13 protein-coding genes and 1 pseudogene are annotated in these 16,984 nt (G+C 65.5%); 7 read left to right on the top strand and 7 right to left on the bottom strand.

Annotation, left to right across the window (positions count from 1 at the left end; all coding sequences use genetic code 11):
• Positions 1-894: 894 nt before the first annotated feature.
• Positions 895-1,122: pseudogene (locus tag KFB96_RS14970) on the top strand (phosphoadenosine phosphosulfate reductase family protein); the annotation flags it as partial.
• 16 nt (positions 1,123-1,138) lie between these two features.
• On the opposite strand, the gene KFB96_RS14965 reads toward KFB96_RS14970, so the two are convergent.
• From KFB96_RS14965 to KFB96_RS14940, 6 genes are all read right to left on the bottom strand, one after another.
• A complete protein-coding gene (locus tag KFB96_RS14965) occupies positions 1,139-2,449 on the bottom strand; it encodes a DUF3322 domain-containing protein (RefSeq protein ID WP_213457690.1) in 1,311 nt (436 codons plus the stop codon).
• A complete protein-coding gene (locus KFB96_RS14960) occupies positions 2,446-5,880 on the bottom strand; it encodes an ATP-binding protein (protein ID WP_213457691.1) in 3,435 nt (1,144 codons plus the stop codon). Before KFB96_RS14960 ends, KFB96_RS14965 begins: the two co-directional genes overlap by 4 nt.
• Positions 5,867-6,304, bottom strand: coding sequence for a DUF29 domain-containing protein (locus KFB96_RS14955; RefSeq protein WP_213457692.1), 438 nt, complete (start codon positions 6,302-6,304; stop codon positions 5,867-5,869). The genes KFB96_RS14960 and KFB96_RS14955 overlap by 14 nt, the downstream gene beginning before the upstream one ends.
• 93 nt (positions 6,305-6,397) lie before the next feature.
• Entirely contained in the window at positions 6,398-7,048 is a 651-nt protein-coding gene (locus KFB96_RS14950) for a DUF4194 domain-containing protein (protein WP_213457693.1), read from the bottom strand.
• A 2-nt stretch (positions 7,049-7,050) separates the two neighbouring features.
• Positions 7,051-8,505, bottom strand: coding sequence for a DUF3375 domain-containing protein (locus KFB96_RS14945; RefSeq protein WP_213457694.1), 1,455 nt, complete (start codon positions 8,503-8,505; stop codon positions 7,051-7,053).
• A gap of 225 nt (positions 8,506-8,730) precedes the next feature.
• The gene (locus tag KFB96_RS14940; RefSeq protein WP_213457695.1) at positions 8,731-10,305 is read right to left on the bottom strand and encodes a bifunctional GNAT family N-acetyltransferase/carbon-nitrogen hydrolase family protein; all 1,575 of its coding nucleotides are present in this window, start codon (positions 10,303-10,305) and stop codon (positions 8,731-8,733) included.
• Positions 10,306-10,474: 169 nt separating this feature from the next.
• On the opposite strand from KFB96_RS14940, the gene KFB96_RS14935 reads away from it, so the two are divergent.
• From KFB96_RS14935 to sdhB, 6 genes are all read left to right on the top strand, one after another.
• Positions 10,475-11,473, top strand: a complete 999-nt coding sequence (locus KFB96_RS14935; RefSeq protein WP_213457696.1) for a zinc-dependent alcohol dehydrogenase family protein — start codon at positions 10,475-10,477, stop codon at positions 11,471-11,473.
• A 4-nt stretch (positions 11,474-11,477) separates the two neighbouring features.
• Complete coding sequence (locus KFB96_RS14930) at positions 11,478-12,101, top strand: metallophosphoesterase family protein (RefSeq protein ID WP_213457697.1); 624 nt, start codon at positions 11,478-11,480, stop codon at positions 12,099-12,101.
• Positions 12,098-12,952: an ATP-binding protein gene (locus KFB96_RS14925; protein WP_213457698.1), complete on the top strand. Its 855-nt coding sequence runs from the start codon at positions 12,098-12,100 to the stop codon at positions 12,950-12,952. Before KFB96_RS14930 ends, KFB96_RS14925 begins: the two co-directional genes overlap by 4 nt.
• Positions 12,953-13,069: 117 nt before the next feature.
• Positions 13,070-13,702: a succinate dehydrogenase gene (locus KFB96_RS14920; protein WP_213457699.1), complete on the top strand. Its 633-nt coding sequence runs from the start codon at positions 13,070-13,072 to the stop codon at positions 13,700-13,702.
• Complete coding sequence (sdhA, locus tag KFB96_RS14915) at positions 13,699-15,588, top strand: succinate dehydrogenase (quinone) flavoprotein subunit (RefSeq protein ID WP_213457700.1); 1,890 nt, start codon at positions 13,699-13,701, stop codon at positions 15,586-15,588. The genes KFB96_RS14920 and sdhA overlap by 4 nt, the downstream gene beginning before the upstream one ends.
• Positions 15,585-16,340 carry a succinate dehydrogenase iron-sulfur subunit gene (gene sdhB / locus KFB96_RS14910; protein WP_213457701.1) on the top strand — a complete coding sequence of 252 codons (756 nt, stop codon included), beginning with the start codon at positions 15,585-15,587 and terminating at the stop codon, positions 16,338-16,340. Before sdhA ends, sdhB begins: the two co-directional genes overlap by 4 nt.
• On the opposite strand, the gene KFB96_RS14905 is transcribed toward sdhB, so the two are convergent.
• Positions 16,315-16,815 carry a hemerythrin family protein gene (locus KFB96_RS14905; protein WP_213457702.1) on the bottom strand — a complete coding sequence of 167 codons (501 nt, stop codon included), beginning with the start codon at positions 16,813-16,815 and terminating at the stop codon, positions 16,315-16,317. The two genes, sdhB and KFB96_RS14905, sit on opposite strands and share 26 nt — an antisense overlap.
• Between the last annotated feature and the right edge of the window lie 169 nt (positions 16,816-16,984).

The raw sequence follows: 16,984 nt of genomic DNA, 5'->3' as shown, positions 1-16,984 counted from the left end.
CTCGACGCTCTTGGGTCATCCACCGGGTTCCACGTGACCCGCACATCCGCGCCAAAGCAGTCTCCGGCAAACGCGAAGGCAAGACATGCCCATCCGAATGATTCAAGCCTCCGCGATGTGGAGCAGCGCTCTCCGCCGAGGAGGTCTGTGTCTTTGCGATCCGCGCTCGGAGACCCGAGGCAGGATCCAAAGGCTGGCGTGATCAATCGCGTTTCCGGGGTTGCGGCACGTTCGAGCATGGTCTCGATTCCGGTCGGCTGCACGATGGATGGCTCGGCTAATGAACCGCTGGCAAGCAGCGAAACAACCTTTTCCAAACCTTGAAAGATGGGTTAGTCGAGACGACACGTCAAGGCCCCGGCACTGCGGGATCGATCGGATCGGCTGTGTAAGCGACAGACGGCGAGCTCTCGTGCTGCTGCGGCACGGCGTGGATGCCTCGATCATGCGGAGCCGGCGCCCGGACGCGGGACAGCCTGCTACATCGTCCATCAGCCGGAAAGGCATGCCTTTGCGGGTCGTGCTCGAATCGAAGAGATGCGCGGTGTCCGGCATGCACATGCCGGCATCCAGACTTGCATCTTAGGCCGTGCGGGCGAGGAGCAACCGATCGCCAAAGTCGACAACGGTTGAGCTTTCGCGGGAATGCCCGCCGGCGCGGGCCGAACCGGACCTGATAGACTCGGCGCCTGATATCGGCCCCCGAGCATCCTGCCACTTCGGTTAAACATGCCCGGAACACTCATCCGCGATCGTTTTTGCCATCAGCCTCGAATAGGACTCGATGACGACTCTCACACACCTGCAACCATGCGATTACCCATATCTTCGCAAGCCCCGACGCCCCTGCGCCTGCGCGCGCACCCGCGGGTGTTGTGCATCCAGGATACGACCGTGCTCCAGATCAATGACGGACGCTACAAGGTCCATCCGATCGCCGACTGGACCGACCGCGACGTCTACCGTTACCTGAAGGGCCACGACCTGCCCTACCACCCCTTGTGGGAGCGCGGCTATGTCTCGGTCGGGGATTGGCACTCGACCGATCCGCTGCGCCCCGGCATGTCGGCCGAGCAGACCCGCTTCTTCGGACTCAAGCGCGAGTGCGCTCTGCATGAGTGAGCTACAGCCCTCGGCGCTAGCGTTCGTTGTCCTGCATCGGGCCGTCAAACAGATCGATCAGGGCGTGGTACTGACTGCCGGAGACCCTCGAGAGCCGCTGATCGAGCGGGCTCTGCTCCGCTGTCCGGCAGGTATTGTCCAGCACGACCCCTGCGAGCGCCGTCTCCACCCATCGGAACCCGACCCGTTCCTGCTCCAGCCGCAAGCCCTTGCGGATGCGGTTGTCCCGCAGGTCGTCGAACAAGGCCCGTTCCGATTCCGTGAGCCGCGGAAGATCGTGCACGACTTGATCGGGCTCCTCGCCCCAGAGGGTTTCGTGCGCCATCAGGGTGGCGCGATCCATCAGGAAGGAGGAGACCCGGCCGAATCGGCTGCGGAGCTGGTCGAGGATGGCGAAGCCGTGGGTGTCGATGTCGCCCCAGTAGTGCAGGGTGCAGGTCCCGAGCCACTCGGCCCGGGCCAATGCATCCCAGCCATAGCCTGCGCCGAAGACGACCAGCGAGGCGGCCGTATTCGGGAAGGCGAGAAAGTTGGTCTCGTTCTCCGTGACGAAGACGCGTCGAATCGGGATCGCGAGCCGGGCGAAGCTCTCTGCGTCCAATGTAACGTCGGCGTGCGCGGGACCGGGCAACAAGCGAACGGCGTCGTCGAGCAGGCGAAACCGGACCCGGTTGGGCTTGTCGAGAAACCCGTAGCGCGCGGCGAATCGACCGACGCCGACGCGATCGGCAGCGATCGCCTCCGCCGGCAGGACAAGATCCAACAGCTCCGAGAGAACCCCGCGATGCGCCTCGGTGAACTTGCTGTGGATGCCGGAGATGTCGATCTGCCGGATGTAGATCCCGGGGCGCGGGTGGCGGCTGAGCCAGTCCACCACGGCCAGCAGGCGCTCCCAGTCCTCGGCCAGCGCGATCGCCTGCAAGGGACGCTTGCCGAGCCAGTCGAGCAGGGCCGGTTGTTTCGATCGGGTCATCTCCGTGCAACGGGCGAACCGGGCTGCCTCGCCCCGTCGGCCGATCAGGGCGAGCGCGTCGTCGAGCGTGTCGACCCAGATGGCCTCGGGCAGATGCTGAGGGCCAAGCACACGATGATTGACCGCGCGCCAGGCGATCCGCAGACGCGGGATGGCCGTCAGCTCGGCGATCCAGGCCCGCACCGCCTCGAACCGATCGGCCAGGTCCGCGGAGCCGGGTCCCTTCAGCCGCAGACGCAGCGGGAATCCGCTCGCGCCGGCCACGTCGTCCGTGACCAACGGGCGCAGCAACTCGCCGTGCTCCCAGAGTCGGTTCAGTTGCGCCTTGAGATCCGCCGCCGTCGTCCAGCTCATGTCGCCACGCTTGCACTCGGCTCGGCCTTGCGCATTCTCGACTCCTCGCGATACTCCTCGATCGTCAGATGACGCAGCTTGGACTCGCGACCGCCTTCGTTGTGCACGAAGCCCACGGCGGAGACGAAGGGCTCGATGATGTGGATCTTCTGCAGCGGCGTGACGATCAGCAGTTGCAGGTTGAGCTGTTGAAAAAGCCGTAGACCGTACTGAGCCGACTCGTCCGAGCCGCGCCCGAAGGCCTCGTCGATCACGACGAAGCGGAAGGATCGCGAGCGTACCGCGCCCCATTCCAGCCCGAATTGATAGGCGAGGCTGGCGGCGAGAATGGTGTAGGCGAGCTTCTCCTTCTGACCGCCGGACTTACCGCCCGAGTCCGAGTAGTGCTCATGCTCGGTGCCGTCCTCGCGCCAGCGCTCGCTCGCGGCGAACAGGAACCAGTTGCGCACGTCGGTGACCTTGGCGGTCCAACGTCTGTCCGAATCGGTCTGGCCCTCGCGTCCCCGGAAGCGCTCGATGATGGTCTTCACCTGCAGGAACTTGGCCTCGGAATACTGCGCATCCTCGGAGCCGGTCAGGGCGCCCTCGGTGCAGGCGCGCAGCTCGGACTGGAAGTCCCGGATCTCGGCGTCCGGGCTGATCTGGGATTCGAGCGCGATATAGCGTCCCGGGTTGTAATCGATCTGGGTGAGCGACTCGTTGATGCGCCCGATGCGCTCCTTGATGGTCTCGCGCTCGCGGGCGAGCTGGGCATTGAAGTTCGCGATCTCGTTGATGGTGTTGACGTTCAACAGCTCCTTGAAGCGCGTCTCGAAGCGGGGCAGGTCGTCGCGTCCCAGCTGATCGAGCTGTTGTCGATACTCGAAGGCCGCCTCGACGTTGGCGTCGAGCTCCCGGGTTTCGAGCTCGAAGGCGTTCTTGTAGGCCACCATCGCGGTGATGATCCGGTTGAGCAGGGTATTGATCTTGCCGCTTTCGTTGTTGATCCGGGTCTGGAGCCAGGCGCGCATGTCCTGCTCGCGATTGTCGCAGGACTCGACGGTCAATTGATGCTCGCCGAGCGCCTCGGTGCGCATGGCCTCCAGCCGCTCGGTCAGCTCGGCCGGCGGCGCGGGTCGCTCCTCGTCCCCGCTCGGCGCGAAGATCGCTCGGGTCTGCACTCGGAGCGCCTCGGCATCCTCCTGCTTTTGCTCGATCTTGGCGCGTTTCGCTTTGGCGTCTTCCAGCTCGCCCTCGATAACCGCAAGCGCTTGGACCGCCTCGCCCAGGCGCTGATTGAGCTGCTTGAGCAGATCGGATGCCGATTCCAAGCGTTGCCGCTCGTCGATCAGTGCGGCGACCTCGGTCGCGACCGAGGCCCAGTCCAGCTCGTTGAAGTCGACAAACTCTTCCAGTCGCGTCAGTGCGTTCAGGCGGGTACCGAGCGCCCTTCGCTCGGATAAGAGCTTACCGGTCAGTGCGCCGATCTCGGCGAGATGCGCCTCGAGCCGGCGACGCTTGGCCTCCAGCGTCTCGATCTTGGCCGCGTTGGTCCAGCCCAGGACATAGCGACTGCGGTCGTCGATGCGGTGACGGTCGTCCTTCTCGTGGCGTCCGGTCGGATCCTTGATCTGGCCGGCGTGCGTGACGGCGCGGGTCTCGCGCCTGAACTGCTCCTGCGTGATGCAACAGGCCACGTCGAAGCGATGCGCCAGCTCGCGCTCGAGCCAGTCGTAGAAGGGCGAGTCCGGTTTGACGGCGATCTTGCGGACCAACGAGTCGCGGTGCAGCTCGGGCAGGTCGCCCCGGCCCCCTGTATGCAACTGGGTGCGCGCCCGGGCGCGCACATGGAAATAGACCAGCCGACCGCGCAGATGGCTGCTGTCGACCCACTCGGCGACCGCCTTGTAGGCCGTGTCCGGCACCAACAGGGACAGGCCGAAGCCGCGCATCAGTCGTTCGGCCGCACCTTCCCAGTCGCGCTCCTCGTCACGCACCTGCAGCAGCTCGCCCGCGAAGGGCATCGACTCCTCGGATAGACCCAGCGCCTCGCAGAGCGCGGCACGGATCCGGATCTGCTGGTCGTCGATATTGCTGCGACGACGCTTCAGGCTCTCGATCTCGGCCTGGAGGGCGTCGTGTTCGAGCTGGCCTTGGCGCAGGGTCACGCTATGTTCGGTCACCTCGTTCTGCAGATCGACATCCCGAGCCTGCAAACCCTCGCGGATCTCCCCGAGCCGACGCCGTTGCGCGAGAAAGGCCGTCTCGTCCGCGGCCGGGCTCTCGTCGAGATCGGCCGTCAGCTCGGCATAGCGTCGCGCCTTGGCCTGCCGAGCGTCGCGCAGCGCCTCCAGCTTCTTGATCTCGGCGGCCAGGCGTTCGAGCCTGTCCCCGCCGTTCTCGGCCACCGCGCGCTTGAGCTCGTAGACCTGGTTGCCTTGCTCTTCGCGACGGCCCTCCAGGCGCTTGACCAGGGCATCGACGCGCTCCCGGTCTTCCTGAAGGTGCGCCAGACGTTTCCCGAGCAGCGCCAGCTTCAAACCCGCGAAGTAGACACGCAACCCGTCGCGGCAGCCTCTGAGATCCTCGACCTCCCGCGTCAGTTTGGCGTGACGTTCGCAGTCCGCCACCAAGGGCGTGAGCATCTCGACCTGGCGCTTGGCCTTGAGGACCGCCTCGTGCGCGCGGTTGAGGTCGTCGAAGTGTGCGATCAGCGCCTTGATGCGGGGCTCCACCGCGAAGGGCTCCAGCATGTGTCCGCGCACGAAATCGGTGAGGTTGCCGACGGACTTCATCGAGACCGTCTGATGAAAAAGCTCGAGCGCCTGCTCGCTGTCGATACCCAGCCGGCGCCGGAACCATGCGCCGTATTTGGGGAAGCCGTCCTCGATCTCGGCGCCGAGCCCGCGCAGCTTCTTGCGCAGTTGGGCGATGTCCGTCCCGAATCGGGAGAAGTCGGCCGCGATCGCGAGATCGCGCTCGGCGCAGACGAAGAACCGCGCCGGCTGACCCTGCGCCTCCTTCATCCAGAAGACCTGCGCAAGCGTCACGGTCTGGTCGTAGCCGGCATTGTGAAAGACGCCGAGGATGACGGAGTAGTTGTTGTGATCGCGCAGACTCACGGGCTTGGCCGCCCCGGTCACCTCGTTGCGCTCCGATTTGTAATGCCCCAGCACGTAGGACCGCAGCGTGCGCTCCTTGCTGTCCGCACCCGCAGCCTTGTTGTAGGCGATGCGCTGGGCCGGGACCAAAAGGGTCGTCACGGCATCCACCAGGGTCGACTTGCCCGAGCCGATATCGCCGGTCAGCAGCCCGTTCTTGCCGTCGAGCAAAAGGGTCCAGACGCGACCGTCGAAGGTGCCCCAGTTGAAGACCTCCAGGCGCGACAGACGAAAGCCGGACAGGCGGTCGTCGGCGACGAAGTCCAGGTCGAGCGATTCAAACGGCTGCATCGGGCCAGTGATCATCCAGTATCTGTTCGACGGTGAAAGGGCATACGGCGGGAAACAGCGTCTCCTCGACGCCGATCTCCCGTGCGGCCTGCAGTGTGGCCTTGGGGTAGGCGTCGTGGAGGAACCCATCGAGGCGGGCGCGCAGGCTCGGGTTGTCGCGGAGCAAAGCAGCAACATCGAGTCGTTGGATCTTGATGGTCAAGCGCCAACTGTTGCCGCGTCGCTCCGGCTGATACCGCCACTTCAGCAGGTGCGCCAGCAGGATCGCCAGACGGTTGATCAATTCGCGCCGCTCGCTTGCCACCATGCTGTCCAACTCCTCGATCAGATGCGCCACATCCAAGTCGTCGAACCGCCCTTGCCGCAGGAGGCTCGCCTGGCGCTCGGCCCATTCGGAAAAATCCTGCTCGTATAGAGGTGTCATGGCTTTCCTCGCACCCTACGCGTTGAATGATCGCCGCATCGTCACGCGATTGCCGAAGGGTTTCAACCCCTTGCGTTTCTCGTCCGTTGGGGCTCAGCTGCCGTCGTCGGGGCCGACCTGCGCCCGATAGACCGCCAGCCGTGCGTCGAAGTCCGCCAACCATTGGGCATCGACGAACGCCTTCAGGATCCGCCGCACCTCGTAGCTGTCCGGGCCGCGGGCGGTGCCGCCTGCGGTCTTCAGACGGCGCAGAAAGCCCAGCTCGACGACCTTGTTGATGTGGGTCTCGATCTGGTCGATGAGTCTCGCCTCGTTGCTGCTCTGGGGCAGGAAGACCCGCACCAGCTCGACGATCTCGTCGCGCGAGAGCACGAGGCGCGTCTCGGCCCCGCCGGCATCGAGCTCGGCGAGCTTCTTGCGCAGCAAGGCCAGCAAGAGGCTGACCGGGAACGACAGCGGCCGACGCGCGACCAGACGCGGCAACTTGGGCGCGGCCTCGTCCTCGGCGGTCTCGGCGCGGCTCTTGAGAAAGGCATAGCCTTCCGCCTCGTCGAGCACCAGCTCCAGTCCGAGCACCGACACATAGTCCCGCACCCGCGCCTGCAGGTCGAGCAGCGTGCCCCAGAGTCGCTCGTCGCCCTCGCGATAGATGACCCCTTTGAGCAGGCCGATCACCAGCGCGGACAGCTCCGCCCCGGCCGCGAGCGCCGGGGCGTGCCCCGCCTGTCCCTGATCGTCGTCCATCCTCACCTCTCTCTGACAAAGATGACGCGGGGCAGTCGGGCCGCCTTTCGAACCGCCATGCCGTCGCTCGCGCGCGTCTCCCAGACAATCACCTCCGGGGCATTCTCGTCCAGGGTCGTCTTGAAGGCGTCGCTGCCCAACTGAAGATAGGCCACCAGCTCCGCGAGGCCCTGCGTCAAGGGCTGCAGCTCGGTCAGCTCGCGCAGCGTGACCTGGGAGCGGTCCTGCAAGGCGTGGCGGATGTGGCGGGCAAGTTGCGCGCGGTCGACTACGACCTGCGCATAGAGCGCATCGGCGTCCAGATCGGCGTCGCCGGCCTGCAGCTCCAGATCCGCGATCACCGGTTTCAGCGGCGGGGTGTAGAGCGGGCGCTCCATCGGCAGCTCGACTGCGGCGGCGGATTCGGCAATGCGCATCACCTCGCCGCTCGGCTGATGCTCGCGCAGGGCCAGCGCCTTGGCCTCGATCCCGTGCAGGATGTCCATGATGCGCCGGTTCTCCAGCCATGCCTGATCGTCCAGAAAGCGCCGCAGCTGCTGCGAGAGCTGCGCGACCGTGCGTTGGGTGTGCTCGCCGGCCTCGAGCCAGTCGTAATGCACCCGGCGGGTGCGTGCATCCGGCTTCAGGTCCGCGACCGGGGGCAGGGCGAGCACCCGGTCCAACAGCTCGGTCAGCTCCTCCTGCCGGCGGCTGGACATGAGGAAATCCCAAAAGGCCCGGAAGCTGCGCCCTTGGTCGGAGTCGGCGATGGCGTCGCGCTCGCCCATGATCTCTTCCAAGAGCGCGCCCTTCGCGCCCTCCCAGAGCGCGATCCGCTCGCGCACCCGCCGATCGAGCAGACGGAAGTTGTGCTCGACCTCGCGGAAATCGGTCAACAGCTCCCGCGCCAACTGCATGAACTGCTGGAAGCGATCCTTCAGCGCCGTGTCGTCCAGCAGCGGTACGTCGCCCCCCAGCACCCGTGCGATCTCGGCATCGATCTCGTCGCGCCGCTTCGTGAGCTCCGCGATGCGCTTCTCGGGATCGGCCTCGCTGCCCTCGCTCATCTGCTTGAGCAGCTCGAACAGGGTCAAGAGCCGCGACTCCGTCCCCACGAAGCTGCGCTCCGAAAGGGTGTCGAGCCAGGCGATCGCCTTCTCGGACGACGGGGTCAGATCGAATTGCGGCTCGTCCGAGTCACGGGCGTAGAACTTGCGCAGCCAACCTTTATCCGGGCCGGCCCAGTCGTTGAGATAGTCCAACGCCGATTTGGGGAAGCTGCCCTCGCCGAGACGCTCGCGCAGTGCATACAACTCGTCTTCCAGCGCCTCGGCCAGATCCGCCGCCGCCATCACCCGGACATTCGGCTGCACGAAGACGCGGTTCAGAAAGCTCGCCACCAGCGGCGCATGATCCGAGCGCAGCAGCCGCCACGCGGGGTGGTGGGTGCGCAGGGTGTCGAGGGTCGTGAAGTCCATAATCCGCGGATGATGCCTCAGGACCGAATCGTCTGCGACCTTTGATGGATCGAGGGTGCGGAAAGACGCATCACGTGTGCGACGCTCGTTGAGTCGAACCGCGACAAAGAGCCGCTCGTCGTGAAGAGACGCGCTGCGCCTGATCGGTCTCTTCCGTGCGCACCGGCGACCGCCCCGGGACAGACCAAGGGCTGGTCGGCATGCAGGACATCGGCCGCCGGCCCCTCAACGCTCCCGCCACACGGTCGTATAGAGATCATGCCGGCGGTCCTTCAGGTTTTGGACTGTCCCCGAGTTACGCGCGGCACGCAGGGCCTCGAGGCGCAAATCGGCGAAGGCGACGGTCTCGACATTCGGCGTGGTGTCGGCCGCGATGCCGTCGCGCGCGAAGGGGAAGTCGCACGGCGTGAGGATGCAGCTCTGGGCGTACTGGATGTCCATGTTGTGGACCTTCGGCAGGTTGCCGACGTTGCCGGACATGGCGACGTAGCACTGGTTCTCGATCGCGCGGGCCTGGGCGCAGTAGCGCACGCGCAGATAGGACTGGCGCTCGTCGGTACAAAAGGGCACGAAGACGATGTTGGCGCCCTGATCGACCAGATGACGGCCGAGCTCGGGAAACTCCGCGTCGTAGCAGATCAACACACCGATTGGGCCGCAGTCGGTGTCGATCGCGTTCAGCGAGTGGCCGCCCTCGATGTTCCACCAGTAGACCTCGTTCGGGGTCGGGTGGATCTTGGGTTGTTCGTGCACCTCGCCGCTGCGCAGACAGACATAGCAGACGTTTTCGACGCGACCGTTGGGCATCCGCGTGGGGTGCGAGCCGCCGATGATGTTGATGTTGTAGCGCACCGCCATGTCGCGCAGCGCCTCCTTGAGCGGCTCGGTGTACTTGGTCAGGGCCTCGATCGATTCGGCGGGCGAGAGCTCCTGATCCTCCATCGAGAGCAGCTGCAGGGTGAAGAGCTCGGGGAAGACCACGAAGTCGGCCCGATAGTCGGCGGTGACGTCGACGAAGTAGCGCACCAGATCGGTGAACTCCTCGAACGAGCCGACCCGTCGCTGCATGTACTGCACGGTTGCGACCCGCACGGTGTCGGGCAGCCGTCCGCCGTAGCTCTTGGCGCGCTGCTCTTCCTTCTCGTCCGGAGCATTGGGATTGCGCCAGACCAGATGAACCGCATAACCCTCGGATTCCTTGTCCTCGGGCAGATAGCGCGGCAGCAGTCCCAAGACCTCGAAGCCGTTGCGCATCTGGAAGGTCAGCACCGGATCGCGCAATCGGTTCGCTTTGACCTCCTCGAGATAGGCGTCCGGGGTTCCGTACCGGCGCAGGCGCTTGCCGAGCGAGGGGATGCGCCCGCCGAAGACGATGCCCTTGACGTCCCAGGAGCGGGCCAGCTTTTTGCGTTCGTCGTAGAGCCGCTGGCCGAGACGCAACCCACGATAATCCGGATCGACGCAGACCTCCATGCCGTAGAGATAGTCGCCGTTCGGATCGTGTCGCGAGGCGTAGCCGCCCCCGGTGATCTCGTTCCAGGTGTGCGGTTGGAGAGCGACATCGCCGTTGATCAGGAAGGTGGCGCAGTAGCCGACGATCGTGCCCTCGTATTCGGCGACGAACTGCCCCTCGGGGAAGTTGTGGATCTGGCCGAGAAGCATCGCCCGCGAATAGGTTCCCATGCCGCTTGCCCGATAGACGCGCGAGACCAAACTACGGATATGAGGGATGTCTTTGACGCGGGCATTGCGCACGATCAAGGGCGGTTTCGGGTGCTTGGTCTTGGCCGTGCTGGACATGCGGGGTACTCCGGTGCAGTGGCTGGCGATCGGGGCAGGACTCGGTTGCGGGCCGGGCTCTCGGCCGGGTCCTCTGGATTGTGTCGAACCTGTCGATGGGGCTAGCATGCCCCCGAGTGCTGCCGTCGGTAGTGGATTCGGAAGACTTACGACACGAGGTGAAACGTCCATGAAGGCAATCGAGATGCGCGAGACCGGCGGGCCGGCCGTTTTGCAACGGGTCGATCGGCCGCGTCCCGAGATCGGCGGGCCGGACGATATCCTGGTCAGGCTCAAGGCCGCCGGCGTCAATCCGGTGGATAGCAAGATCCGCAACAACGGACCTCTATTACCGAATGGATTGCCGGCCGTCTTGGGCTGCGACGGGGCCGGCGTGGTCGAGGCCGCCGGCGCGGCGGTGACACGCTTCAAACCGGGCGACGAGGTCTGGTTCTGCTGGGGCGGGATCGGCGGTCCGGTCGGCAACTATGCCGAGTATATCCTGCTCGACAATCATCTGGCGCAGGCCAAGCCGCGCGCGATCGGCTTCGTGGAGGCCGCCGCGGCGCCGCTGGTGCTGCTGACCGCTTGGGAGGCGCTGCACGACCGGGCGCGTCTCGTGGAAGGCCAGCGCGTCCTGATCCACGCCGGTGCGGGCGGGGTCGGGCATGTCGCCATCCAGCTCGCCAAGGCGGCGGGTGCGCGCGTTTGCACGACCGTGAGCAGCCCGGAGAAGGCCGACTTCGTCCATGCGCTCGGCGCCGAATACTGCATCAACTACAAGGACGAGGATCTCGTCGAGTCGGTGATGGATTGGAGCGAAGGGCAGGGCGTGGACATCGCGCTGGATACCGTCGGCCCCGAGGTCTTCCGCAAGACCATCCCGGCGATGGCGCACTACGGGGATCTGGTGACTATTCTGGATCCGGGGCCGGATCTGGATCTGAAGGAGGCCCGCGTGCGCAATCTGCGGATCAGTCTGGAGCTGATGCTCACCCCGATGCTCCGCGATCTGCCGCGGGCACGCACCCATCAGGGCGAGATCCTGCGCCGCTGCGCCAAGCTGATCGACCAGGGCGACCTGCGCATCCATGTCTCGGAGACCTTCCCGCTCGCGCAGGCTCAGGAGGCGCACAAGCGCATCGAGACGGGGCATGTGACCGGCAAGCTCGCGCTGACGATGGATTAGGGCGATGGGCTCCGGCGCTGCGGGGGCGATCGCTCGGATACCCGGCCGCAGCCTGCGGCTCGCGATCCTGTCCGATACGCACGGCGATCTGGATGCGCGCATCGAGCAGTTGGTCACGACCTGCGATCTGGCGATCCACGGCGGAGACATCGGCAACGCCGATATCCTCGCCCGGATGCAGCCCGGCCTGGGACGCGTCTTCGCCGTCTTCGGCAACAACGATGTCTCGCGCCAATGGCCGGAGCGCGATCATGACCTCTTGCGCCAGCTCCCGGAATGGATCGAGCTCGCGCTGCCGGGCGGTTGCCTGGTCGTGATCCACGGTCATCAGGGTCCGGCGCGCGACCGCCATGCGCGGCTGCGCGCCCGCTTCCCGACCGCACGGGCGATCGTTTACGGGCACAGCCATCGGCTGGTGTTGGACATGGAAACGGCGCCCTGGGTGTTGAATCCGGGCGCCGCCGGTCGGACTCGAACCTACGGCGGACCTTCTTGTCTGCTTTTGATTGCCGGCGAGACCGAGTGGCAGGTCGAGGTCCATCGGTTCGCCTTCCTCGCAACCCGCCGTTCCAAGGTCCCGGCTTTGCACCGCCAAGGTTCACGGCCCGCAAAGACGACCCGCCTATGAGCCCCTCCGACCGCAATCAGCCCAAACCCCCGAAGTCCCTGCTGCGTCTCGTCGGCCGCGCCATCGCGGACTTCCGCATGATCGGCGAGGGCGACCGTATCCTGCTCGGCGTCTCGGGCGGGAAGGATTCGCTCTCCCTTCTGCAGATCCTCAAGCACTTGCAGACCTACGCCCCGGTGCGCTTCGATCTGGCGGTGCTCACTGTGGATCCGCAGGTGCCGGGATTCGATCCGGAGCACCTCAAGGACTACTACGCACGCCTGGGCGTGACCTGGTTTTACGAGCAGCAGCCCCTGATGGATCAGGCCAAGGAGCACATGGACGGCGACTCCTTCTGCGCCTATTGCTCGCGGATGAAGCGCGGCATCATGTATCGCATCTGCCGCGAGCAGGGCTACGGCGTGCTCGCTCTGGCCCAGCATCTCGACGATCTGGCCGAGAGTCTCCTGATGTCGCTCTTCCACGGCGGCCAACTGCGCACCATGAAGGCCCATTACCGGAACAACGAGGGCGACGTGCGCATCATCCGCCCGCTGGTCTACTGCCGCGAGCGCCAGACCGCCGACTATGCCGAGCGCGCCGGCCTCCCGATTGTCCCGGACTCCTGTCCCGCCTGTTTCTCCATGCCCACCCGTCGCGAGCACATGAAGGCCCTGCTGGCCCGCGAAGAGGCCGAGCACAGCCATCTCTTCGCCAACATCCTGCATGCGATCAAGCCGATCATGGTTGAAGGCGAGCTGCCCGGGGAGCCGCCAGCCGCCAGCCTCCGGCTCCCAGCCTCCAGCGGTGGTAGAAGGCGATCGGTCGCGTCGATCATGGACGGTGGCCGGAAGCCGACATCTCACACCTAGCGGTCGGCCGCATCAGGCTGTCCTACGGACCAACATCACCCTCGACTGAGCCCGATCAGATCCCCGGCGGTCCGATCCGGGTAAGCTGTCCCCTGATTCCCCGCTGTCCGATCGCCCATGTCCGCATCCATCGACAATCCGCATTTCGTCCTGCGTCGTCTGCACTCCCTGCTTGGTCTGCTCCCGGTCGGCGCCTTCCTGATCTTTCATCTCTGGGAGAACTCCCAGTCGCGCTTTGGCGCGGAGCACTACAACGAGCATGTCGTTGCGGCGCTCAAGGGCATGAATTATCTGCCCTTGATGGAGATCTTCGTGATCGCGCTGCCGCTGCTCTTCCATGCCGGCTACGGGCTGGCGATCACGGCCCAGATGCGTGCGGAGCTCGCGCGCTATAGCTACGCGCGCAACCGGCTCTACTGGATGCAGCGAATCTCCGGCATCGGCATCTTGCTCTTTCTGCTGATGCATGTCGGGATGACGCGCATCGCCGGGTTCTGGGACCCGAGCGTGAGCGATGATCTCTTCGCCCACATGCAGGCGCTGCTGAGCCAGCCCTGGATGCTCGGACTCTATCTGGTCGGTCTGCTGCTCTCGGTGTTTCATCTGGCCAACGGGCTCGCCTCGATGGCGATCGTCTGGGGGCTCACGACCTCGGTTCGCGCGCAACGTCTGTTCGGTTGGATCTGTGTTCTGCTCGGTCTGTTGTTGGCGGCCATGGGTATCCATGGCCTGATGGGGTTCCTGTCATGAGCACGCCGAACGTCATCGTCATCGGCGGCGGCCTGGGCGGGCTTTGGGCGACCTTGCGGATCGCCGACGCGGGTTTTCCGATCACGCTCTTCTCGCTGTTCGAGGTCAAGCGCAGTCACTCGGTCTGTGCTCAGGGCGGCATCAATGCCGTGCTCGACACCAAGGGGCAGCACGACTCGATACGTCAGCACATCATCGACACCATCAAGGGTGGCGAGTATCTGGCGAATCAACCCCCGGTGAAGGCCATGTGCGAGGATGCACCGGGCCTGATTCACACCTTCGAGCGGATGGGCGTGACCTTCTCGCGCACGCCCGAGGGGTTGCTCGATCAGCGTCTCTTCGGCGGCGTGAAGAACAAGCGGACCTGCTTCGCCGGTGCCAGCACCGGGCAACAGCTCCTCTACGGCGTGGACCAGCAGGTGCGCCGGCTGGAGTCCGAGGGCAAGGTCGTCAAGCATGAGTGGTGGGAGTTTCTGTCCCTGCTGCTGGATGCCGACGGCGTCTGTCGCGGCATCGTGGCGATGGATCTGAACAGCCTGGAGGTGCGCGCCTTCACGGCCGACGCGGTCGTCGTGGCGAGCGGCGGCATGGGCCAGCTCTATGCGCCCAAGAGTACGACCTCGACCAACTCGACCGGCGCCGCGGCGAGCCGCTGCTACCGGCAGGGCGCCTGGATGGCCAACGCGGAGTTCTTCCAGTTCCATCCCACGGCCATGATGGGGCACGACAAGAACCGGCTGATGAGCGAGGCGGCGCGCGGGGAGGGCGGGCGCATCTGGGTGCCGAAGACGCCCGGCGACCGGCGTCCGCCCAAGACCATCCCGGAGGCCGAGCGCTTCTATTTCCTCGAGGAATTCTTCCCGGCCTACGGCAACACGGTCGCCCGCGACGAGGCGGCGCGTGCCATCTGGACCGTCACCCGACAGATGGGTCTCGGCATCGGCGGTGACGGCGGCGACCGGGTCTATCTCGATCTCACGCACCTGGATGCGGCCTTCATCGGCGCGCGCTTGGGCGCCATCCTGGAGATCTATCGCAAGTTCGCCGGTGTCGATCCCATGACCGAGCCGATGGAGATCTTTCCGGCGGCGCACTACGGCATGGGCGGTCTCTGGGTCGATTTCGAGCGTTCCGCCGACGGCGGGATCCAACCCGACAGCCCGCGCAATCATGCGACCAACATCCCCGGCCTCTACGCCTGCGGCGAGTGCGATTACGCCTATCACGGGGCCAACCGACTGGGTGCCAACTCGCTCCTCTCGGCGAGCTACTCGGGACGCGTCGCCGGGGAATCGGTGGTGAGCTATCTCAAGGGTCTGGCCGTTGATCGCGGCGGGCTGGCCCCGGCGATCCCGCAGGCCGAGGTCGCGTGCCAGCAGGGGATCAACGCCGAGCTGATGCGGGCCGAGGGCGCGGACACGCCTTATCTGATCCAGAAGGAGCTGGGCGCGCTGATGACGACCAAGGTCGGCGTGGTGCGCTCGAACCCCGAGCTGACATCCGCCCTCGGCGAGATTCAGGTGCTGCAGGAGCGTCTGGGCAACGCGCGCCTCGGCGAGTCCAGCACCTGGGCGAATCAGAGTCTGGCCTTTGCGCGCCAACTCGGCGATATGATCGAGCTGGCTGCAGTCGTGGCCCAAGGCGCACTGGCCCGTGACGAGTGCCGCGGTGCCCATTACAAACCCGCGTTTCACATCCCGATCCCCGAGGGCACCTTCGCGGGCGACCCCGAGTTCGAGGCGTATCGCGACCGCTGGCATGCGAACAACGCGCAGTGGCTCAAGACCACCATCGCCGAGCACACCCGGGACGGACCCAAACTCAGCTACCAGGAGGTAGACCTGAGCGTCTACGCGCCGACCGAGCCGAGGGATTATCGATGACCGAGCAGCCGATCCATCTGCGCATCCGCCGTCAGGACCGTCCCGACAGCGCACCCTATTGGCAGGAGTTTACGATTCCCGGCCATCCGGACCACAACATTGTTTCGCTCCTGATGGCGCTGCGAGAGAACCCGGTCACGGTCTCGGGTGAGCGGGTCGATCCGATCGTCTGGGAGCACAACTGCATGGAGGAGGTCTGCGGCTCCTGCGCCATGCTGATCAACGGTGTTCCGCGGCCCTCCTGCTCGGCGCTTGTCGCCGAGCTCGATCAACCGATCCGCCTGGAGCCCTTGCCGAAGTTTCCGGTCGTGCGCGATCTGTTGGTCGATCGCCGACGGATCGATCAGGGTCTCAAGCAGGTCAAGGCATGGATCAGGATCGACGGCGTCTGGGACACGCATGAAGGCGCCCCGCGCATCGGGCCGGATGCCTGGGCGGCGGATTATCTCTACAGCCGCTGCATGTCGTGCGGGTGCTGCATGGCCGCTTGTCCGCAGTTCGGGCCGCACTCGGCCTTTCTCGGCCCGGCGCCGCTGGCCCAAGCCCGCCTGATGAACGCCCATCCGACCGGGCGCTACGACAAGACGGAGCGTCTGCACGCCATCATGGCTGACGGCGGCTTGAGCGATTGCGGCAATGCGCAGAACTGCGTCCGGGTCTGCCCCAAGGAGATCCCGCTGACGACGGCGATCGGCGAGCTTGGGCGTCAGACCACGGTGCAGTTGCTCAAAGACCTTTTCGGGCCGCGTTGAGGCGCGACCACGCCGCCACGGTGTGGGGGCGCCTTGGGGAAGACAGCTGATCTTCGATCGCGTGGAAGGCCTTCGCGAAGTCGCGATCCGCGCCCAGGATGTGGTCGAGGATCCAATCGCGTGCGTTTTCCTGCGCATCCTCGTCGAAGACATGGATGCCCTCCGCACGCCAGCGGCGTAGCTGATCGGTGTATTCGGCCATCAAGAGCGCATGCTCGGTGCAGTGCTCGGCGAGGTCATCGAAGCCGACGGTCTGCATCAGCTCCTCTTCCCGTTTGAAATGCTCCCGCACGGCTTCGCCGAGATCGGTCAGGGCATCGATGAGGGCGAAGGCGTCGCCGGAGCGTCGCGGGGATGCCTCGGGACCGAAACGGTGACAGATGTCCGCGAGCTGCTCGATCAGCCCTCGATGCTCCGCATCTACGACATCGATGTTGAGAGACCATTCGTCGTGCCAAGTCAAAAGCCTTGTCATCGGGTCCTCCGTCGTGCATCCGGCGCCGCGGTAGATGGGCGCCGAAAGGTTGCGCCCTCCGGGATGGGTCGGGCGCAGGGTCCGCTGTGTCGTCCGGACCAAGGAACGTCTTGCTGTTCTCGTGCTGTTCGATCGGAGCCCGTGCGCCGGCTCTAAACCGCGTCCAGAG

It is taken from the genome of Thiocapsa sp. (assembly GCF_018399035.1).
GTDB lineage: Bacteria > Pseudomonadota > Gammaproteobacteria > Chromatiales > Chromatiaceae > Thiocapsa.
This window is presented reverse-complemented; position numbering and strand designations above follow the sequence as displayed.